The organism is Methylobacterium sp. P5_C11, assembly GCF_054049775.1.
In genome coordinates, this window is sequence record NZ_JBFULS010000007.1 from 38121 (window position 1) to 57639 (window position 19519).

Annotated in this window: 17 protein-coding genes; 11 read left to right on the forward strand and 6 right to left on the reverse strand. The window is 70.3% G+C overall.

All coding sequences use genetic code 11. From position 1 onward, the window contains the following. Positions 1–64 precede the first annotated feature (64 nt). The 4 genes from ACXJKQ_RS06190 to ACXJKQ_RS06205 all read left to right on the forward strand — a co-directional run bounded on the left by ACXJKQ_RS06190 (position 65) and on the right by ACXJKQ_RS06205 (position 5610). Complete coding sequence (locus ACXJKQ_RS06190; protein ID WP_457104890.1) at positions 65–2911, forward strand: bifunctional transaldolase/phosoglucose isomerase; 2847 nt, start codon at positions 65–67, stop codon at positions 2909–2911. 153 nt (positions 2912–3064) lie between these two features. Continuing rightward, a complete protein-coding gene (gene gnd, locus ACXJKQ_RS06195; RefSeq protein WP_457104891.1) occupies positions 3065–4042 on the forward strand; it encodes a phosphogluconate dehydrogenase (NAD(+)-dependent, decarboxylating) in 978 nt (325 codons plus the stop codon). Between the two features lie 55 nt (positions 4043–4097). Next, complete coding sequence (gene pgl, locus ACXJKQ_RS06200; RefSeq protein WP_457104892.1) at positions 4098–4823, forward strand: 6-phosphogluconolactonase; 726 nt, start codon at positions 4098–4100, stop codon at positions 4821–4823. A 265-nt stretch (positions 4824–5088) separates the two neighbouring features. After that, positions 5089–5610 carry a cysteine dioxygenase gene (locus ACXJKQ_RS06205; protein WP_457104893.1) on the forward strand — a complete coding sequence of 174 codons (522 nt, stop codon included), beginning with the start codon at positions 5089–5091 and terminating at the stop codon, positions 5608–5610. A 22-nt stretch (positions 5611–5632) separates the two neighbouring features. On the opposite strand, the gene ACXJKQ_RS06210 is transcribed toward ACXJKQ_RS06205, so the two are convergent. Together ACXJKQ_RS06210 and ACXJKQ_RS06215 are read right to left on the reverse strand one after the other, a co-directional pair. Further along, positions 5633–6094, reverse strand: coding sequence for an Lrp/AsnC family transcriptional regulator (locus tag ACXJKQ_RS06210; RefSeq protein ID WP_457104894.1), 462 nt, complete (start codon positions 6092–6094; stop codon positions 5633–5635). Between the two features lie 35 nt (positions 6095–6129). Further along, positions 6130–7254, reverse strand: a complete 1125-nt coding sequence (locus ACXJKQ_RS06215) for a 2'-deoxycytidine 5'-triphosphate deaminase (RefSeq protein WP_457104895.1) — start codon at positions 7252–7254, stop codon at positions 6130–6132. Between the two features lie 275 nt (positions 7255–7529). On the opposite strand from ACXJKQ_RS06215, the gene apaG reads away from it, so the two are divergent. From apaG to speG, 3 genes are read left to right on the forward strand one after another with little or no spacing between them, the layout of a single operon-like run. Continuing rightward, the gene (gene apaG / locus ACXJKQ_RS06220; protein ID WP_043355208.1) at positions 7530–7922 is read left to right on the forward strand and encodes a Co2+/Mg2+ efflux protein ApaG; all 393 of its coding nucleotides are present in this window, start codon (positions 7530–7532) and stop codon (positions 7920–7922) included. A gap of 34 nt (positions 7923–7956) precedes the next feature. Further along, a complete protein-coding gene (gene argE / locus ACXJKQ_RS06225; protein ID WP_457104896.1) occupies positions 7957–9126 on the forward strand; it encodes an acetylornithine deacetylase in 1170 nt (389 codons plus the stop codon). Next, positions 9123–9692 carry a spermidine N1-acetyltransferase gene (speG, locus tag ACXJKQ_RS06230; RefSeq protein WP_457104897.1) on the forward strand — a complete coding sequence of 190 codons (570 nt, stop codon included), beginning with the start codon at positions 9123–9125 and terminating at the stop codon, positions 9690–9692. The genes argE and speG overlap by 4 nt, the downstream gene beginning before the upstream one ends. A gap of 44 nt (positions 9693–9736) precedes the next feature. On the opposite strand, the gene ACXJKQ_RS06235 is transcribed toward speG, so the two are convergent. From ACXJKQ_RS06235 to ACXJKQ_RS06250, 4 genes are all read right to left on the reverse strand, one after another. Beyond that, positions 9737–10966 (reverse strand): hypothetical protein, encoded by a 1230-nt coding sequence (locus tag ACXJKQ_RS06235; protein ID WP_457104898.1) that lies wholly within the window; start codon positions 10964–10966, stop codon positions 9737–9739. A 170-nt stretch (positions 10967–11136) separates the two neighbouring features. Then, positions 11137–12168 (reverse strand): Hsp33 family molecular chaperone, encoded by a 1032-nt coding sequence (locus ACXJKQ_RS06240; RefSeq protein ID WP_457104899.1) that lies wholly within the window; start codon positions 12166–12168, stop codon positions 11137–11139. Positions 12169–12496: 328 nt separating this feature from the next. Further along, the gene (gene argF, locus ACXJKQ_RS06245; protein ID WP_457104900.1) at positions 12497–13477 is read right to left on the reverse strand and encodes an ornithine carbamoyltransferase; all 981 of its coding nucleotides are present in this window, start codon (positions 13475–13477) and stop codon (positions 12497–12499) included. A 169-nt stretch (positions 13478–13646) separates the two neighbouring features. Next, positions 13647–14837 carry an acetylornithine transaminase gene (locus ACXJKQ_RS06250; RefSeq protein WP_457104901.1) on the reverse strand — a complete coding sequence of 397 codons (1191 nt, stop codon included), beginning with the start codon at positions 14835–14837 and terminating at the stop codon, positions 13647–13649. A 342-nt stretch (positions 14838–15179) separates the two neighbouring features. Here ACXJKQ_RS06250 and ACXJKQ_RS06255 point away from each other — a divergent pair, with 342 nt between their 5' ends. The 4 genes from ACXJKQ_RS06255 (at position 15180) to ACXJKQ_RS06270 (ending at position 19021) form a co-directional block, all read left to right on the forward strand. Beyond that, entirely contained in the window at positions 15180–15653 is a 474-nt protein-coding gene (locus tag ACXJKQ_RS06255) for a RidA family protein (RefSeq protein WP_457104902.1), read from the forward strand. 2 nt (positions 15654–15655) lie between these two features. After that, positions 15656–16405 carry a glycerophosphodiester phosphodiesterase family protein gene (locus ACXJKQ_RS06260; protein WP_457104903.1) on the forward strand — a complete coding sequence of 250 codons (750 nt, stop codon included), beginning with the start codon at positions 15656–15658 and terminating at the stop codon, positions 16403–16405. Between the two features lie 190 nt (positions 16406–16595). Continuing rightward, positions 16596–17864: a GNAT family N-acetyltransferase gene (locus ACXJKQ_RS06265; RefSeq protein ID WP_457104904.1), complete on the forward strand. Its 1269-nt coding sequence runs from the start codon at positions 16596–16598 to the stop codon at positions 17862–17864. Then, positions 17861–19021 carry a M20 aminoacylase family protein gene (locus ACXJKQ_RS06270; protein WP_457104905.1) on the forward strand — a complete coding sequence of 387 codons (1161 nt, stop codon included), beginning with the start codon at positions 17861–17863 and terminating at the stop codon, positions 19019–19021. Before ACXJKQ_RS06265 ends, ACXJKQ_RS06270 begins: the two co-directional genes overlap by 4 nt. Positions 19022–19519: the final 498 nt, after the last annotated feature.

Here is a 19519-nt window from a genome sequence, read left to right on the forward strand (position 1 = left end):
GCCCGATCCGGGCGGGCGGGCGCGTTCGGGCGAGAGTACGCGGTACGCGAGGCGAGGAACCGACATGAACGCGCTCAAGGCCCTGCACGACGAACAGGATCAAGCGGTCTGGCTCGACTTCGTGGCCCGCGGATTTGTCCAGAAGGGCGAGCTGAAGCAGCTCGTGGAACGCGACGGCCTGCGGGGCGTCACCTCCAACCCGTCGATCTTCGAGAAGGCGATCGGCCACTCGGACGAGTACGACGACAGCCTGAAGGCCGTGCAGGCGACCGGCGACAGCCGCGTCATCGACCTCTACGAGGGGCTCGCCATCGCGGACATCCAGGCGGCCGCCGACGTGCTCCGACCGGTCTACGAGGCGAGCGACGGCGCCGACGGCTACGTCAGCCTGGAGGTCTCGCCCTACCTTGCCCTCGACACCGAGGCGACGCTCGCCGAGGCAAGGCGCCTGCACAAGGCGGTCTCCCGTGACAATCTCATGGTCAAGGTGCCGGCCACCCCAGAGGGCATCCCGGCGATCCGGCAGCTGACGAGCGAGGGCATCTCGATCAACGTCACCCTGCTGTTCTCGCAGGAGGCCTACGAGGCCGTTGCCCGCGCCTTCATCGACGGTCTCGACGCGCGGGCCAAGGCCGGGCACGACGTCTCGCGGATCGCCAGCGTGGCGAGCTTCTTCATCAGCCGCATCGACGTGCTGGTCGACAAGCTCCTCGACGAGAAGATCGCTCAGGCCAACGACCCCGATGAGAAGATCGCCCTGGAGCAGCTGAAGGGGAAGGTGGCGATCGCCAACGCCAAGCTCGCCTACCAGCGCTACCGCAAGATCTTCGCCGAGGCGCAGTGGACCGCCCTGGCCGAGAAGAGCGCCAAGGCGCAGCGTCTGCTCTGGGCCTCCACCGGCACGAAGAACAAGGCCTATTCGGACGTCCTCTACGTCGAGGAGCTGATCGGGCCGAACACCGTCAACACCATGCCGCCCGCCACCATGGACGCGTTCCGCGACCACGGCGTGGTGCGGGCGACCATCGAGGAAGACGTTCCCGGCGCCGAGGCCGTGATGGCCCGCCTCGCCCGGGCGGGCATCGAAATCGAGGCGGTGGCCGAGCAGTTGGTGCGGGAAGGCGTGCAGCTCTTCATCGATGCGGCCGACAACCTTTTGGGTGCGGTCGCTGGCAAGCGCGTCGCGCTCCTGGGGCACCGGCTGGACGGCCAGAGCCTCGCCATGGACGACGCCCTGGCGGCCGAGGCGAAGAAGACCGTCGAATCGTGGCGGGCGAACGGCTCGATCCGCCGGCTCTGGGCGGGTGACGCCTCGGTCTGGTCCGGCCACGACGAGGCGCACTGGCTCGGCTGGCTTCACATCGTCGAGGAGGAGCTCGAGAAGGCCGCCGACTACGCCGCCTTTTCCGACTGGGTGAAGGCGCAGGGCTTCACCGACGCCGTCGTGCTGGGTATGGGCGGATCGAGCCTTGGTCCGGAGGTGCTGAGCCTGACCTACGGCCAGCGCGAGGGCTTCCCGAAGCTCCAGATCCTCGATTCGACGCACCCGGATCAGGTGCGGGACCTGGAGGCCAGCATCGACCTGGCCAGGACGCTGTTCATCGTCGCCTCGAAATCCGGCTCGACGCTGGAGCCCAACGTCTTCCGCGACTACTTCCTGGCACGTGCCAAGGACGTGCTCGGCGACCGGGCCGGCGACCATTTCGTGGCCGTCACCGACCCCGGCTCCGACATGGAGCGCGCCGCCCGGGCGGACGGGTTCAAGAAGATCTTCTACGGCGTGAAGCAGATCGGCGGGCGCTACTCGGTGCTCTCGGCCTTCGGCCTCGTGCCGGCCGCCGCCATGGGCCTCGACGTGAAGGCGCTCCTCGAGACCGCCCGCATCATGGTCCGCTCCTGCGGCCCGGCCGTGCCGCCGGCCGTCAACCCGGGTGTGCTCCTCGGGACCGCCATTGGGGCCGCGGCGCTGTCTGGCCGCGACAAGGTGACGGTCGTGGCCTCCCCGGCGATCGCCAGCTTCGGCGCCTGGGCCGAGCAGCTGATCGCGGAATCGACCGGCAAGCAGGGCAAGGGTCTCGTGCCGGTGGACGGCGAGCCGGTGGGCGTGCCGGCGGTCTATGGCCACGACCGGTTCTTCCTCTATCTCCGCCTCGACGGCAACGCCGAGGCGGCGCAGGACGAGGCCCTGCGCGCCCTGGAGCGGGACGGCCATCCGATCGCCCGCATCACTTTGGATTCGATCGAGCAGCTGCCGCAGGAATTCTACCGGCTGGAGATGGCTACCGCGGTGGCCGGCGGGGTGATCGGAATCAATCCATTCGACCAGCCGGACGTCGAGGCCAGCAAGGTCGAGACCAAGAAGCTGTTTGCCGAGGCTGAGGCGAAGGGCGCCCTCCCCGCCGAGACGCCGCTCTTCTCGGACGACGCGATCGCCCTCTACGCCGACGCGCGGAACGCCGACGGCTTGAAGCAGGCGGCCGAGGGTCTGGAATCCGCCCTGAAGGCGCAGATCGCCCGGCTCAAGGACGGCGATTACCTCGGGCTGCTCGCCTACGTCCCGCGCAATGCCGAGACCGCGGGCATCCTCCAGGAGGCGCGGATCGCCGTGCGCGATGCCCGCAGGGTAGCGACCTGCCTCGAATTCGGGCCGCGATTCCTGCACTCCACCGGCCAGGCCTACAAGGGCGGCCCCGATACCGGCGTCTTCCTCCAGATCACCGCGGATCCGTCCCAGGATCTCCCGATCCCGGGACGGTCCCTCGGCTTCGCCACCGTGGTCGCCGCGCAGGCCCGGGGCGATTTCGCCGTGCTGGCCGAGCGGGGCCGGCGGGCGCTGCGGGTCCACATCAAGGGGGACCTTGTGGCTGGGCTGAAGCGCGTCGCGGCGGCCCTCAAGGCCGCAGTGGCTTAGGCGCCGGCTCGCTCTTCCCCTTCTCGGGGAGGAGCCGGAGACGGGGGTGATGGCGGACGAGGCTCAGCGGTCCCGTACGCACCCGCCCCCAACCCCACTCCACCCCTGGCCCCCTCCCCGCTTGGGGGCGGAATCGTCCTGAGGAGATCGGCAATGCAACTCGGCATGATCGGCCTCGGCCGGATGGGCGGCAACATCGTCCGTCGCCTTCTGCGGGACGGGCACACGGCCGTGGTGTTCGACCAGAACCCGGCCGCCGTCGCCGGCCTCGTCGAGGCCGGGGCGATCGGCGCGTCGAGCCTGGAGGATCTGGTCTCCAAGCTGGAGGTGCCGCGCGCGGCCTGGGTGATGCTGCCGGCCGGCGCGATCACCGAGCAGACCGTCCAGGCGCTCTCGGGCCTGATGCAGTCCGGCGACTGCATCATCGACGGCGGCAACTCCTTCTACGGCGACGACGTCCGCCGCGGTCTCGCCCTCAAGGCGAAGGGCCTCCACTATGTGGATGTCGGCACCTCGGGCGGCGTCTGGGGCCTGGAGCGCGGCTACTGCATGATGATCGGCGGCGACACCGAGACCGTCGACCGCCTCGACCCGATCTTCAAGACCTTGGCGCCGGGCGTCGGCGACATCCCGAAGACCCCGAACCGCGAGGGGCGCGACCCCCGCGCCGAGCAGGGCTACATCCATGCTGGGCCGACCGGCGCCGGTCACTTCGTCAAGATGGTCCATAACGGCATCGAGTACGGGCTGATGCAGGCCTACGCCGAGGGCTTCGACATCCTGCGCCATGCCAATGCCGAGGATCTGCCGGCCGAGCGCCGCTTCGACCTCAACATGGGCGACATCGCCGAGGTCTGGCGGCGGGGCAGCGTCGTCTCGTCCTGGCTCCTCGATCTGACCGCCCAGGCGCTGGCGGGCGACGAGCAGCTCACCGACTTCTCCGGCTACGTGGAGGATTGGGGCGAGGGCCGCTGGACCATCAACGCCGCCGTCGAGGAGGGCGTCCCGGCCACGGTCCTCTCCGCCGCCCTCTACCGTCGCTTCCGCTCCCGCGAGCACGCGAGCTACGCCGACAAGCTGCTCTCGGCGATGCGCAAGGGCTTCGGCGGCCACCAGGAGCCGAAGGGCTGAGCCGGCAGCCCCGGGCCGTCAGAGGCCGATTCCTGAAGCCGCAGGGCCGGAACCCATGAGCCTTCCCGTCGGAACGCATGTCCTGAAGGATCCGGAGGCGGTCGCCCGCGAGGCGGCCGAGCGGATCATTGCGGCTTGCGGCGAGAGCCGATCGGAGCGGATCGCGATCTGCCTCTCGGGCGGCTCGACGCCCAGGATGCTGTACGGGCTTCTCGCCGGCCCGGACTACGCCGCCCGAATGCCGTGGGAACGGATCCACTGGTTCTTCGGGGATGACCGCGCGGTACCGTGGGACGATCCGCGCAGTAATGTCCGGATGGTCCGGGAGGCGTTCGGCCACGGGTCCCGGATCCCGCCGACCCATCTCCACTTCATCCCGTCCGACGACGGTCCGGACGCGGGCGCCCGCGCCTACGAGCGGACGCTCCTCGATTTCTACGGCGCCGCGCGCCTCGATTCCGCTCGGCCGCTGTTCGATTGCGTGTTGCTCGGCCTCGGCGAGGACGGGCACACCGCCTCGCTGTTCCCCGGCAAGCCCGCCGTCGATGAAATTGAACGGCTCGTCGTCCCCGTGCCGGAGTCCGGCCTGGAGCCGTTCGTCCCGCGGATCAGCCTGACGCTGCCGGCGCTGGCCTCCGCGCGGCACGTGCTGTTCCTGGTCACGGGCGCCGGCAAGCGCGCGCCCCTCGCCCGGCTCGCCGCCGGAGAGGACCTGCCCGCCGGCCGCGTGACCAGCACGGGCGCCGTAGCGTGGCTGCTCGACGACGCTGCGGCCGGATAACACCGTCCGTCCCGACGACGCAGCGGGGTTCGGCCGCCCAGGAGACGGCCATCCCGGCTGTCCGGAACCGGTTCGGCGAAGCCGGTCTCGCCGGCATGGCGAAGACCGCGCAATGTCATTTCCGGTCCCGGCCCCTCTGCGCAATGACTTTGCCGCTTCGGGCGCCATCAAGCGCGACAACGCAACCCGTTGCGGCAGGCCTCCGGGTATCCTTCTCGCAGCCTCGAATGGGCACCGCGCAAAGGGCACCGAAGGAGACCCGCCGATGCCGCAGACCACCAGCCCGGCCGACGTCGCGGCGATGATGGCGAACCTGGCCCGCTCCGCCAGCCGCTCGCCGGAGGCCTATCTGGCCTCGGCCCGGGCCACCCTGGTCCGCATCCTGGCCGAGCCCGATCTCCTCGATCCGGCCAAGCTGGCCGGCCGCGGGTCGGGATTGAGCCGGAATCTCCTGTTCGGCACCGAGGCGATCAGCGTCTGGGCGATGGTCTGGGCGCCCGGCGCCGTGACGCCGGTGCACGACCACCATTGCTCATGCTGTTTCGGCCTGCTGCGCGGTAGTCTGCGGGAGACATGGTATCGCCCGGTCAGCGAGACCCACGCCGTCGCGACCGTCGACGCCGTCCGCGAGCCCGGTTTCGTCGCCTGCATGATGCCGTCGGGGCCGAACCTGCACCGGATCGCCAATGACGGGCCAGAGGCGGCCGTCTCGATCCACGTCTACGGCTACGACCACCGGGCGCAGGATTCCTCGATCCATCGGACCTACGCGGTCGCGGCGGGCTGAGCCGCACCGCGGAGCGGCCGCCTCACGCCACGTAGATCGTCGGGACCGCGGTCGTGTACTTCAACTCTTCCATGGCGATGGAGGCGGACAGGTTCGAGAACTCGAGCTTGGCGATGAGGCGCTGATAGACGGCGTCGTAGGCCTCGATGTCCGGCACCACGATCCGCAGCAGGTAGTCGATCTCGCCGGTCAGGCGCCACGCCTCGACGATCTCGGGGAATCCGGCCAAGACCCGCCGGAAGGCGTCCGACCAGTCGGCGGCGTGGCGCGGCGCCTTCACGGCAACGAACACCGTGGTGGGGACGTTGACCTTGCGGCGATCCACCAGGGCGACCCGGCGGCGGATCACCCCGGAGGCCTCCAGCTTCTTCACCCGGCGCCAGCACGGCGCGGCGCTGATGCCGACCTGCTCGGCGAGTTCGGCCACTGGGAGAGTCGCGTCCTGCTGGAGGAGATCGAGGATCTTCCGGTCCACGGCGTCCATGCGGTCGATGCTCCCGTCGGCGGGTCCGGGCCGGACTACAGGGCGAAGTGCTTCGAGAGCTTGAGCCCCTGGGCTTGGTAGTTCGAGCCGGCCCCCGCCCCGTAGAGCGTCTCCGGCAGATCGAGCATCCGCTCGTAGACGAGGCGGCCGACGATCTGCCCGTCCTCCAGGAGGAACGGGACGTCGCGGGAGCGGACCTCCAGCACGGCCCGCGCGCCCGCCCCGCCCGCCCCGGCATAGCCGAAGCCCGGATCGAAGAAGCCGGCGTAGTGGACCCGGAATTCGCCCACCAATGGATCGAACGGCACCATCTCGGCGGCGTGGTCCGGCGGCACCTGGACGGCCTCCTTGGAGGCCAGGATGTAGAACTGCCCGGGATCGAGGATCAGGCTGCGCGATCCGTCGGCGGCCAGCGGCTCCCAGAATTCTGCGGCCCGGTGGCGGCCGGGGGCATCGACGTCCACGAGGCCGGTATGACGCTTCGCCCGGTAGCCGACGAGGCCGTCGAATCCGGCGAGGTCCACCGAGACTGCCACCCCGCCCTGGAAGGACGGGCTATCCACGTCCACCAAAGGCGAGCGGGCATGCAGCAGGACGAGGTCCGCCTCCGTCAGCCGCGGTGCCCCGCGGCGGAAGCGGATCTGCGACAGGCGCGAACCGGTGCGTACGAGAACCGGGAAGGTGCGCGGCGAGATCTCGGCGTAGAGCGGTCCGTCATAGCCGGGCTCGACCTGATCGAAGGCTTCGCCCCGGTCGGTGATGACCCGCGTGAAGACGTCGATGCGGCCCGTCGAGCTCTTCGGGTTCGCCGCCGCCGCGAGATCGCCCGGCAGGACGAGGCGCTCCTGCAGCTCGGCGATATAGACGCAGCCCGTCTCCAGGACGGCACCGGGGCGCAGGTCGACGGCATGCAGCGACAGCCGATCGACGCAGGCCTGGACCGTCCGGCCCGCGCCCGGCAGGAAGCTCGTCCGCACCCGGTAGGCCTTCGCGCCGAGGCGCAGGTCGAGGCTCGCGGGCTGGATCTGGTCGGGCGCGAAGGGGCTCTCGGTCCGGATCCCGCCGACCTTGGCCAGGGCGGCGATCGCCTGGGCCGGCAGAATGCCCGACCGGCCCTCCGCACCTGAATCGGCGGCTCCGGTGGCTGCGCCCGCGTTCATCGCGCCCCTGACTCCTTCGCGCGCCCGGCAGGTCCGCGTCCGTGAGGGTTGTCCGCCCGGACCGGCTAACGTTGGCTTAACCGAGCGCGCAGGCCGCGTCATGCCGGAGCCTCAACTTGGCCGGTCTCAACCCCCGGATCGGGGGCCGGATCGAGACCGTCCGAGGTAGTCCGCCGCGATTGACGGCGATTCCCCCGCCCACTACCACCGGCCGGGACGCAGGTTCCACTCGACTTCAGCGAATCGTACAGTCCGAAGAAGGGCCAAATAGGGCGATGTACAAGGCCGAGACGCGGGGAATAAGTGTCACCGTTCAGTCCCGCTTCGTCGAGGAAGAATCCTCGCCGAACGAGAGCCGCTACTTCTTCGCTTACACGGTCGAGATTGTGAACAACGGCAGCGAGCAGGTCCAGCTGCGCTCGCGTCATTGGCGCATCATCGACGGCCACGGTGCCTGCCAGGAGGTGCGCGGCACCGGCGTGGTCGGCAAGCAGCCGGTGCTGGAGCCGGGCGAGTCCTTCTGCTACACCAGCGGCTGCCCGCTCAACACACCCGACGGGTTGATGGCCGGCAGCTACACCATGGCGACGGTCGCCGGCGAGAGCTTTGAGGCGGAGATCCCCGCCTTCTCCCTCGACAGTCCGCACGTCCGCCGCAGCCTGCACTGAGGCCCCGGCCCGGGGCCTCGCCCCGGAGGAATCCATGTCCGCGACCGGCGAGCGGCTGAGCCCGCTCGACATGCTCGCCCGCCTCGTGTCCTTCGACACGGAGAGCGACACATCCAATCTCCCCCTGATCGACGCGGTCTGCGCCTATCTCGACGGCTGGGGTGTGCCGTACCTGCGCCTCCCGAACGCCGCGGGCGACAAGGCCGCCGTCCTGGCCACGATTGGCCCCATGGTCGACGGCGGCGTCGTGCTCTCAGGCCATACCGACGTGGTCCCCGTGACGGGTCAGGCCTGGACGAGCGATCCGTTCACGCTCCGCATCGCCGACGGCCGGGCCTACGGACGGGGCGCGGTCGACATGAAGGGCTTCGACGCCCTCGCGCTGGCCCTGGTGCCCGACATGCTCGCGGCCGGGCTGACTCGGCCGATTCACATCCTGCTCTCGTACGACGAAGAGACGACCTGCCTCGGCTCCATGGACGGCATCGCCCGGTTCGGTGCCGACCTGCCGCGACCCGCCGCGGTGATCGTCGGCGAGCCCACCGGCATGGACGTCGCGGACGCCCACAAGAGCATCGTCACCTGCCTCACCACGGTCCACGGCCACGAGGCCCACTCCGCCCGGCCCGCTCTGGGGGCGAACGCCGTAACGGCTGCCTGCGACCTCGTCGCCGGCCTCAACCGCATCGCCGACCTCATGATCGAGCGCGGCGACCGGTCGGGACGTTTCGACCCGGCCGCCACCACGGTCCATGTCGGCACCATCCACGGCGGCACCGCCCGCAACATCCTGGCCAAGGAGTGCCGCTTCCACTGGGAGTATCGCGGCCTCCCGGATCTCGATCCGACCGAGATCCCGCGCCTCTTCGCCCGGGAGGTGGAACGCGTGACCCGCGAACGCCTCAACCGCTACGGCGATTACGGGCGGATCGAGACCCTGGAAGAGGTGGACATCCCGGGTCTCGCCCCCGAGCCGGGCTCGGAGGCCGAGCGGCTCTGCCTGCGGATCGCTGGACGAAACCGCACCGTCGCAGTGCCCTACGCCACGGAGGCCGGACGGTTTCAGGCGGCGGGCCTGCCGACCGTCGTCTGCGGACCCGGCGACATCGCCCAGGCGCACCAGCCCGACGAGTTCATCACCCTCGACGCCCTCGCCCAGGGTGAGCGGTTCCTGCGCAACCTGATCGAGATGTGTTCGTCATGAACGCGGTGACCGGAATCACCATTAAGCTGCGGCCGCTTGAGCGGGAGGACCTGCGCTTCGTCCACCAGCTCAACAACAACGACAGCATCATGCGCTACTGGTTCGAGGAGGCCTACGAATCCTTCGCCGAACTGCAGCAGCTCTACGAGCGCAACATCCACAATCAGACCGAGCGCCGTTTCATCGTGGCCGATCCGAGCGGAGAGCCGGCCGGCCTGATCGAGCTCGTGGAGATCAACCACCTGCACCGGCGCTGCGAGTTTCAGATCGCCATCCACCCGAGCTTCCAGGGCCGCGGCTACGCGTGGCAGGCGACCCGGATCGCCATGGATTACGCGTTCAGCGTGCTCAACATCCACAAGCTCTACCTGCACGTCGACCGGGACAATGCCCGGGCCGTGCGCATCTACGAGCGTTGCGGCTTCCGCCCCGAGGGCGTGCTGAGGGACGAATTCTTCGTGAACGGGCGCTATCGCGACGCGGTTCGGATGTGCCTGTTCCAGCCCGACTATCTCAAGGCCCGCGGTGGGGCCGGCGACATCGCCGAGCCCGTGCTCAAAGTATGAGGGAGGGGCTGCGAAAGCCCCTCCCCCCGACGATTCGCGACCGTTCAGTTGCGGCCGGCACCCGGCTGGCCACTGGTCCGGCCGGCACCCTGGGCGCCGCCCATGCTGCCGTTGCCGCCGGAATTCATGCCGCCGCGCTCGGCGCCACCCGTCCGGCCGCCCTCGGCGCCGGACTTCATGCTGCCCTGCTGGCCGCCGCGATCCGAGGCGTTGCGGATCCCGTCCTGCTGGCCGCCGCGCATGTCGCTGTTGCGCATGCCGGCGCCCTTGCCGCCGTTGCGGCCGTCCTGGGCTACCGCCCGATCCGGGCCACGGTCGTTGCGGCCCATCCGGCCGTCGTTGCGGCCCTCGGCCCGGGCGCCATTGTGGATGCCGTCCCGATCGCCGTGCCGGTCGAACCGCGCGCCGGCGCGCTGCTCGGACCGGAAGCTGGCATTGACCGTCCCGCCACCGCTCAGGCGGCGATACTCGGCCGAGCCGTAGCGCACGCGCTGGCCCCGGATCGTCACGAAGCGGTCGTCCTGCACCGTTACGAGGCGGCGATACTCGGGGGAGCCGTACAGGACACGGTGGCCGCGGACGACGACGTAGCGCTCGCGGGGACCGGACTCGCGCACGCTGACGAGACGGCGGTATTCCGGCGACCCGTAGAGGACGCGCTGGCCGCGAATGACGACGTAGCGCGCGCGCGGGCCGTGGTTCTCGGTCACGATCAGGCGGCGGTACTCGGGCGAGCCGTACACGACCCGGCGGCCACCGATGAACACGAACCGGCCCTCGCGGCGGACGCCGCCTTCGAACCGCTCGGACCGCACGTTCGTCCGGCTCACATCCGTCCGGCCGCGGAAGTCCGCCCGGTCGGCGTGACGATCGCCATGCCGGTCCCCATGACGATCGGCGACGCGGTCGCCGCGCTCGTTCCGGTCACCGCGCTCGTTGCGGTCGGCGCGGGCGCCGTCACGGCCGCCGCGCCCGGTGTCGCCGCGATCGCGATCCTGGGCCATGCGGCCCTCGCCGCCGGCATCCCGGCCCTGTGCGGCCCGGCCCGACTCTGCGCCGCCCCGGTCGGACGTCGCCTGACGGCCACCCTTCATATCGCCTTGCAGGCCGCCCTGCGCGCCACCCTGAGCGCCACCGCGCTCGGCACCACCCGCCTTCATCCCGGACTCGGCACCGGCTTGGCCGCCGCGGCCGCCCATCCCGGCGCCGGCCTGCTGCGCATAGGCCGAGGTGCTGATCAGCAGCGCGGCCAACCCAATCGACAATTTCCGCATCGCGAGGTCTCCAATGTTGAATCTGCGACGCAACGTCGAAGGTCGCGAAACGGTTCAGATCGGAGTGACCAAAAATTCATGCAACGAATACCGGGCATCGTACGTTTCGCGCGGAAAAGCTTGACCGTAAGGATGGGTATTGCTGCTCCGTAACCTGGCTGGCCGGCGCTCTACTGCGTCGGCGGACCACCGATCTCAGCCTCGACATCCTGGGGATCGAGGTCGTAACGCCGCGAGCAGAACTCGCAGGTGATGACGATGCGCCCGTCATCCGCGACCATGTCGTGCCGCTCCTGGGGGCTGAACGAGCGGATCATGCCCATCACACGCTCGCGCGAGCACCGGCAGGTCTCGTGGACCGGCTGACGATCGAACACGCGGACGCCGCGCTCGTGGAACAGCCGGTAGAGCAGGCGCTCGCTCGACACGTGGGGGTCGACCAGCTCGTGATCCTCGATCGTCGCCACGAGGGAGCGCGCCTCGACCCAGGCATCGTCCTCCGGCGCGCCACCCGAGAGATGCGCGCGACCCTCCGGGATGTCGCCCGGCGGCAGGTCCGCGAGGCGCGCCCGGTCCACCGATTGCGGCAGGAACTGCACGAGCAGCCCGCCGGCGCGCCAGCGCCCGCTGCCCTCCTCCACGGCTTCGGCCACGGCGAGGCGCACCTGCGTGGGGATCTGTTCGGATTGGCGGAAATACTGGTGCGCCGCCTCCTCCAGGCCCTGGCCCTCGAGGGCGACGACGCCCTGGTAACGGCTCGACGCGCTGCCCTGGTCGATGGTCATGGCCAGATGACCCGTGCCGATCAGGTCGGCGTCCTTGAGCGGGCCGGTGCCGAGGGCGGCGACCCGGTCCGGGTCGAACCGTGCGGTAGCGCGGAGGCGATCCGGCGCCTCGAAATCGACCACGATCATCGCCACCGGGCCGTCGGTCTTGGTCTGGAGCTGGAACCGGCCCTCGAACTTGAGGGACGAGCCGAGAAGCACCGTGAGCGCCGCCGCCTCGCCGAGCAGCCGGGCCACCGGGTCCGGATAGCCGTGGCGGCGCAGGATGGTATCGACGGAATCGCCCAGCCTGACCACGCGCCCGCGTACGTCCAGCGCCTCGACGGCGAAGGGGAGCACGGCGTCGTCATCGCCCGCGTGGCCGTTTCCGGCCGTGGGCTGCTGCGGCTGGGTCGGGGTGTGCGTTCCTGAGGTCATGCCCTCTCCGATCGATGCGTCCGGCGCCTGCGGCGCCCTGCCCCCGGATCAGGCGACCGTCCCGGCATGATCCCGGCTTGGAGCGGGATCCGCGGCGCGGATCCGTCTTCCGGACTGGCCGGGCGGTGTGAGGCGATGACCTTGGCGGCGCGATCGGATCCCTCACCCCGCCCGGCCCGTGCGGGACAGCGCGCGTCGCGCGTCAGATCCGTCGCGGGGAATGCCGCCTGTCGGCAGCCGTGATGGGGAGGCGGGCGGCCTGGACTACCCGCTCACGCCTATATGGTGCGCCCGCCCCGCCCGCGCGAGCCCGGACGCGGCGGTCGCTTCAAAGCCCGCTCGCCCGCAGGCACCAGGCCAGGATGCCCTTCTGCGCATGCAGGCGGTTCTCGGCCTCGTCGAACACCACGGAGCGCGGTCCGTCCATCACCTCGGCGGTGACCTCCTCGCCGCGATGGGCCGGCAGGCAGTGCATGAAGATCGCGCCGGGATTGGCCGCCGCCATCAGCTTGTCATTGACCTGATAGGGGCTGAGCAGGTTGTGCCGGTGGGCCTCGTCATCGTCGCCCATCGACACCCAGCAATCGGTGACCACGGCATCGACGCCCTCCACCGCCGCGAAGGCGTCGGTGGTGACGTGGACGTCGGCGCCCTCCTGCTGCGCCCAGGCGAGGAGCGCCGGGGGCGGAGCCAGTTGGGGGGGGCTCGCGATGTTCAGGGTGAAGTCGAACCGGGCGGCCGCGTGGACCCAGCTCGCCAGGACGTTGTTCGCATCGCCCGACCACGCCACCTTGCGGCCCTTGATCGGCCCGCGATGCTCCTCGAAGGTCAGCACGTCGGCCATGATCTGGCACGGGTGCGAGACCTTGGTCAGGGCGTTGATCACCGGGACGGTGGCGTACTCGGCCAGTTCGAGCATCTGGCCGTGGTCGAGGATGCGGATCATGATCGCGTCGACGAAGCGCGACAGCACCTGCGCGGTGTCGCCGATGGTCTCGCCGCGGCCGAGCTGCATCTCGGAGCCGGTGAGCATCAGGGTCTCGCCGCCGAGCTCGCGCATCGCCACGTCGAACGAGACGCGGGTGCGGGTCGAGGGCCGGTCGAACACCATGGCCAGGGTCTTGCCGGTGAGCGGTCGCTCCGCGGCCAGCTCGCCCTTCCGACGGCGCGCCTTGATGGCGGCGCTGGCATCGAGAACCCGGCGCAGCTCCGCACCGGAGAAATCCTTGAGATCGAGGAAATGACGAGGGCCGGCACCGTTCAGGTGCCTGGCCGGGGCCTCTGCCCGGCCGTCAATCTGGGCTTTCATCGCGTCACAATACCTAGAGTCTGCTCACCGATCACCTGATCATGAACCGCACTCTACCTCCTGACAGGGGCATCTCCGTCACGCGCGGCGGGATCGACCGCGCCCGGAAATGCTTCGGGCCGCCCTCCGGGAGCCGGAGGGCGGTGTTCTGAAATCCGACCTCGCGATCCTATTCGGCCGCGCCGCGTACGGCTTCGAAGCCGGACGCCGCCGAGTCCAGGCGGCGGACCGCCTCGTCGATCTCGGCCTCGCCGATGGTCAGCGGCGGCAGCAGGCGGACGATGTTGTCGCCCGCCGGGATCACCAGCAGATGCGCATCCCGCGCGGCGGCGGCGAAATCCGTGTTCGGCACGCCGAGCTTGAGGCCGAGCATCAGGCCCTCGCCGCGGATCTCCTCGATGACGTGCGGATGCCGGTCGCGCAGGGCGGCGAGCTTCTGCTTGAGCAGCAGGCCGGAGCGGGCGACGCCCTCGAGGAAGCCATCGGCCAGCACGACGTCCAGCACGGCGTTGCCTACCGCCATGGCGAGGGGGTTGCCGCCGAACGTAGTCCCATGTGTGCCTGCAGTCATTCCGCGGGCGGCCTCGCGGGTCGCCAGGCAGGCGCCCAGGGGAAAGCCGCCGCCGATGCCCTTGGCGACGCTCATGATGTCCGGGGTGATGCCGGACCATTCATGTGCAAACAGCCGGCCGGTGCGGCCCACGCCGGTCTGGACCTCGTCCATGATCAGGAGCAAGCCCTGCGCGTCGCAGATCTCGCGCAGCCGGCGCAGGTCCGCGTGGGGGATCTCCCGCACGCCGCCCTCGCCCTGGATCGGCTCGATCATCAGCGCGGCCGTCTCCGGCCCGATCACCGCCTCAAGCGCCGCCCAGTCGCCCGCCGGAACTTGGTCGAAGCCCTCGACCTTCGGCCCGAAGCCCTCGATGTATTTCTGCTGGCCGCCCGCCGCGAGGGTCGCCAGCGTCCGCCCGTGGAAGGCGCCCGCGAAGGTGACGATCCGGTAGCGCTCCGGATGGCCGCCTGCCGCGTGGTACTTGCGGGCGATCTTGATTGCCGCCTCGTTGGCTTCCGCCCCCGAATTGCAGAAGAACACGACGTCCGCGAAGGTCGCCTCGGCGAGGCGCTGGCCAAGGCGTTCGCCGCCGGGAATCTGGAACAGATTCGAGGTGTGCCAGATCTTGGCCGCCTGCTCGGTCAGGGCTCCGACGAGGTGCGGGTGGGCATGGCCGAGCCCGTTCACCGCTATGCCGGCGCCGAAGTCGAGGTATCGCTCGCCGCCCTCCGTCACGAGCCAGGCGCCCTCGCCGCGCTCGAAGGCGAGCGGCGCACGGGCGTAGGTCGGCAGAAGGGCTGACGTCACGGGTCCCATCTCCGTTTCAAGCAGGATCTCGGAGCAAGCGTTGAGCCGGCTCCAAATGAAAGTGCCGCCTCAGTCCTGGGCGGCACGCGCGCGATTACTATGAAAGAGCCGGCCTCTGTCAACGTTTCAATGTCCGGCGGAACTGCCGGACAGGCCTGCACGCGGTCCTTGGGAGGCTGATCTCGGCGGCGAATCGGACGCCCGCGGCGCGGATGCCGCGACGGTTGCGCCGGGACAGGCGCGTCCCGGACCGATTCCGGCCTTCGGGCCATGCGGCCCTTGCGCCGCGGGGGCCGCCCGTGCTCCTGCTCCCGCGGATTCGACGGAGGCTGGGAGATCCCGATGAGCACGATCAAGGAACGTCTGCAGGCGCAGGGCCTCACGCTGCCGAAGGCGGCGGCGCCGGTCGCCAACTACGTGCCGTTCGTGCGCACGGGCAGCCTCGTGGTGATCTCCGGTCAGATCTGCTTCGGTGCCGACGGCGCCATCGCGGCCGAGCACAAGGGCAAGGTCGGCGGCGACGTCTCCGCGGAGGCCGGCAAGGCGGCCGCTCGCCTCTGCGCGCTCAACGTCCTCGCCCAGCTCGAGGCGGCGGTTGGCGACCTCGATCGCGCGGTGGTCCAGTGCGTGCGGCTCGGCGGCTTCATCAACGCGGCGCCGGGCTTCTCGGCGGTGGCCGGGGTGATGAACGGCGCCTCCGACCTGATGGTCGAACTCCTCGGCGACCGCGGACGCCACGCCCGCTCCACGGTCGGCGTCGCGGAACTGCCCCTCGACGCCGCCGTCGAGGTCGAGGCGATGTTCGAGGTCCGCTGACCATGGCCGCGCCCGACTGGCTCACCGCGCGGCCGATCGCCCATCGCGGCCTGCACGACCGCGGGGCGGGCCGGCCGGAGAATACCCTGGCGGCGGCCCGGGCTGCGGTCGCGGGCGGTTTCGCCATCGAGTGCGACGTCCAGATGAGCGCCGACGGCGAGGCGATGGTGTTCCACGACGCCGCCCTCGGGCGTCTGACGGGCGCGAGCGAGGCGGTCGCGGAGACATCGGCTGCCGAACTCGGGACGCTTGCCGTCGCCGGCTCGGCGGAAACGATCCCGACCCTGCCGGCCTTCCTGGCGGCGGTGGCCGGGGCGGTGCCGGTGGTGATCGAGGTGAAGTCCCGCTACGACGGCGACCTGCGGCTCGCGACCCGTACGGCGGACGTCGCGGCCTCCTATGCCGGGCCGGTCGCCCTGAAATCCTTCGATCCGAAGGTGGTTGCGGCCCTGCGCGACCTCTGCCCTCCCACTATCCCGCGGGGCATCGTCGCCGAGACGACGCAGGACGATCCGCTCTACGCGGCCCTGCCGCCCTCTTTCCGCCGGGCGCTGTCCAACGTGCTGCACTTCGCGGAGACGCGGCCGGACTTCCTGTCCTGGCGGGTGGACGACCTGCCCAGCGCACCGACCTATCTCTGCCGGCTGCTCGGGCGGATCCCCGTGATGGCCTGGACGGTCCGGACCGAGGATCAGCGCGCCCGCGCGAGCACGCATGCGGACCAGATGGTGTTCGAGGGATTCGTCCCATGATCTGTCCCTGAGGGCGCCAGACTTCGCTGTCCTCGACCGCGCGAGCCGGAGGCAGCGCGGCGGGCTCTGGCGCATCCGGTCAGGGCCGCCTGAAAACCGGTGACGTCGGCAGCCGTCTGACAAGCCCGGCATGGCCGCCGCGCGCATCCGCCCGCTTGCCCCGCCCCCGACACCGGCTAGACTCACGGCCATGAAGCAAGCACCCGGGCCGACGCCGGAGGCCGCCACGCTGACTGTGCGGGCGCTTCCCGGATTGAAGGAGATCGGCGCGGCGGACTGGGATGCCTGCGCCTTCTCGGCCGAGACCCTGGCGGGCGGCGACGAGACCCACAATCCCTTCGTGTCGCACGCCTTCCTCTCGGCACTGGAGGATTCGGGGTGCGTTTCCCGCAAAACCGGCTGGCTGCCCCTCCACGTCTCCGTCGAGCGTGACGGCGAGCGCCTCGGGGTCGTACCCTGCTACCTGAAATCGCACAGCCAGGGCGAATACGTGTTCGATCACGGCTGGGCCGACGCCTACGAGCGGGCCGGCGGTTCCTACTACCCGAAGCTGCAGGTCAGCATTCCGTTCACGCCCGTCACCGGGCCGCGCTTCCTGATCGCCCCCGGGGCCGACCCGGACGAGGCCACGGCGGGCCTCGTCGCCGGCCTGCGGGCATTGCGGGGCGAGACCAAGGCGTCCTCGATCCACGTCACCTTCATGGGCGCGGCCGAGTCGGACCGGGCGGGAGCCGCGGGCTTCCTGCAGCGGACCGACCAGCAGTTCCACTGGGAGAACGACGGCTACGCGGGCTTCGACGACTTCCTCGCCGCCCTCGCCTCCCGTAAGCGCAAGACCATCCGCAAGGAACGTCGCGACGCCCTCGCGCCCGGGATCACGGTCGAGCACCTGACCGGCGCGGACATCACCGAGGCGCATTGGGACGCGTTCTACGCCTTCTACCTGGATACGGGGTCCCGGAAGTGGGGGCGCCCCTATCTCAACCGTCGGTTCTTCTCGCTGCTCTCCGAGCGCATGGCCGACCGGGTGCTCCTGATCATGGCGAAGCGGGCGGGCGCCTACATCGCCGGCGCCCTCAACCTGATCGGCGACACGGCGCTCTACGGACGCAACTGGGGCTGCGTCGAGGACCACCCCTTCCTGCATTTCGAGGTCTGCTACTATCAGGCGATCGACTTCGCGATCGCCCGGGGCCTGAAGCGGGTCGAGGCGGGGGCTCAGGGCGAGCACAAGCTCGCCCGCGGCTACCGGCCGGTCCTGATGCACTCGGCCCACGACATCGCCGACCCGGCCTTGCGCCGTGCGGTGGCCGATTACTTGCAGCGAGAGCGCGCCCACGTCGCCGAGGCGGTTGACGTCCTCGACACGCTGACGCCGTTCCGGCGTACGGATGCGGGCGGCGCCTGCGACGGCGCCGCGCCTGCCCAGATTTCGTCCCTCGAGAGTCCCGAGACATGAACCCGATCGACCGCATCCAGACCTATGCCGACGCGTTGACGGCCCTGCGCCGCGACCTGCACGCCCATCCGGAACTCGGTTTCGAGGAGGTCCGCACCGCCGGCATCGTCGCCGACCTTCTGGAGTCGTTCGGCTGCGAGGTGCATCGCGGCGTCGGCGGCACCGGCGTGGTCGGGCTGCTCAAGGGCCGCACCGACAACGGCCGGCGCATCGGACTGCGCGCCGACATGGACGCCCTGCCCATCGAGGAGGAGACCAACCTCCCCTACCGCTCGACCTATGCGGGCAAGATGCACGCCTGCGGCCATGACGGCCATACCACCATGCTGGTCGGCGCGGCGCGCTACCTCGCGGAGACCCGCGATTTCGACGGCACCGCCGTCTTCGTGTTCCAGCCGGCGGAGGAGGGACGGGGCGGCGCCCGCGCCATGCTGAAAGACGGGCTGTTCGAGCGCTTCCCCTGCGACGAGATCTACGGCCTGCACAACCAGCCGGGCGGCGGCCACGGCATGATCAAGCTGCGGCCCGGACCGCTCATGGCAGCCGCCGACTTCTTCGACATCCACATCCGGGGTACCGGCAGCCACGCCGCCCACCCGCACGGCGGCAACGACCCGATCGTGATCGCCACGGGTCTCGCCCAGGCGCTGCAATCGGTCGTCTCGCGCAACGTCGACCCGCTGAAGTCGCTCGTGCTGTCGATCACCCGTATCGAGGCGGGCTCCGCCTACAACGTCATCCCGGAGACGGCCCACCTCGCCGGGACGATCCGCACCTTCGACAAGGAGATCCGGGCGCTGGCCGGCACCCGCATGCGCGAACTCGCGGCGGGCTTCGCGGCGGCCTACGGGGCCGAGATCACGGTCGACCTGCAGGACATGTTCTCCGTGCTGGAGAACGCCCCCGAGCAGGCCGCGGCCGCCACGGAGGTCGCCACCGAGCTGCTCGGCGCCGACAAGGTCGAGGCGAACGTGCTTCCGAAGATGGGGAGCGAGGATTTCGCCGACATGACCATGGTCGTCCCGGGCGCCTATGTCTGGCTCGGCGGCAATCCCGGACCCGGCCTGCACAATGCCGGCTACAACTTCGACGACTCGATCATCCCGATCGGCAGCGCCTTCCTGGCGCGAATGGTGGAGCGCCGCACCGCTGCCTGAGAGCCGCGACACCCTGCCCCGCCGTCCCGGACTGTCCGGACGGCGGGCGATGGCACGTCGCGGCCCGGGCGGCCGTCGACAGGCCGCCCGATCGATGCAAATCTTCACCTCAAGGCCCATCGACCAACGCGGGCCGCGACGGGGAGGCGCCATGTCACCGGAGTTGCGGGAATCGCGCGCCGCGCTCATCCTGCTCGCCACTTCGGTGGGGGCGGTCCTGATTTTCGGTGCCTTCACGCTGCTCACGCAGCTCGGATGAGACCCGGGTTCGCAACCGCGCCGGGTCGCGCCGACGCAGAGCAGCCTCCAGGGGACGAGGCATCGGCTGGCCGCTCTACCAAACGATCGATGTGGGTTATGCCCGTTCGAGTTGAGTTAACTATCTGTTGATTCAATCAAAGGTTGTATGCCTTCGTCGAAAGCGTGCATGGCACGCGGGATTCGGAGATCGCCTATGGTTGCCGACGCGATAGGGGGGACTTCGCGCCTGGCCGGTCG

What these genes read in the sequence shown, in the direction of transcription:
- ACXJKQ_RS06235 (WP_457104898.1), bottom strand. Translation starts at nt 10,966, where the DNA reads ATGCGGAAATTGTCGATTGGGTTGGCCGCGCTGCTGATCAGCACCTCG.
- ACXJKQ_RS06255 (WP_457104902.1), top strand. Translation starts at nt 15,180, where the DNA reads ATGAGCACGATCAAGGAACGTCTGCAGGCGCAGGGCCTCACGCTGCCG.
- ACXJKQ_RS06190 (WP_457104890.1), top strand. Translation starts at nt 65, where the DNA reads ATGAACGCGCTCAAGGCCCTGCACGACGAACAGGATCAAGCGGTCTGG.
- apaG (WP_043355208.1), top strand. Translation starts at nt 7,530, where the DNA reads ATGTACAAGGCCGAGACGCGGGGAATAAGTGTCACCGTTCAGTCCCGC.
- argE (WP_457104896.1), top strand. Translation starts at nt 7,957, where the DNA reads ATGTCCGCGACCGGCGAGCGGCTGAGCCCGCTCGACATGCTCGCCCGC.
- ACXJKQ_RS06210 (WP_457104894.1), bottom strand. Translation starts at nt 6,094, where the DNA reads ATGGACGCCGTGGACCGGAAGATCCTCGATCTCCTCCAGCAGGACGCG.
- argF (WP_457104900.1), bottom strand. Translation starts at nt 13,477, where the DNA reads ATGAAAGCCCAGATTGACGGCCGGGCAGAGGCCCCGGCCAGGCACCTG.
- pgl (WP_457104892.1), top strand. Translation starts at nt 4,098, where the DNA reads ATGAGCCTTCCCGTCGGAACGCATGTCCTGAAGGATCCGGAGGCGGTC.
- gnd (WP_457104891.1), top strand. Translation starts at nt 3,065, where the DNA reads ATGCAACTCGGCATGATCGGCCTCGGCCGGATGGGCGGCAACATCGTC.
- speG (WP_457104897.1), top strand. Translation starts at nt 9,123, where the DNA reads ATGAACGCGGTGACCGGAATCACCATTAAGCTGCGGCCGCTTGAGCGG.
- ACXJKQ_RS06260 (WP_457104903.1), top strand. Translation starts at nt 15,656, where the DNA reads ATGGCCGCGCCCGACTGGCTCACCGCGCGGCCGATCGCCCATCGCGGC.
- ACXJKQ_RS06205 (WP_457104893.1), top strand. Translation starts at nt 5,089, where the DNA reads ATGCCGCAGACCACCAGCCCGGCCGACGTCGCGGCGATGATGGCGAAC.
- ACXJKQ_RS06240 (WP_457104899.1), bottom strand. Translation starts at nt 12,168, where the DNA reads ATGACCTCAGGAACGCACACCCCGACCCAGCCGCAGCAGCCCACGGCC.
- ACXJKQ_RS06265 (WP_457104904.1), top strand. Translation starts at nt 16,596, where the DNA reads ATGAAGCAAGCACCCGGGCCGACGCCGGAGGCCGCCACGCTGACTGTG.
- ACXJKQ_RS06215 (WP_457104895.1), bottom strand. Translation starts at nt 7,254, where the DNA reads ATGAACGCGGGCGCAGCCACCGGAGCCGCCGATTCAGGTGCGGAGGGC.
- ACXJKQ_RS06270 (WP_457104905.1), top strand. Translation starts at nt 17,861, where the DNA reads ATGAACCCGATCGACCGCATCCAGACCTATGCCGACGCGTTGACGGCC.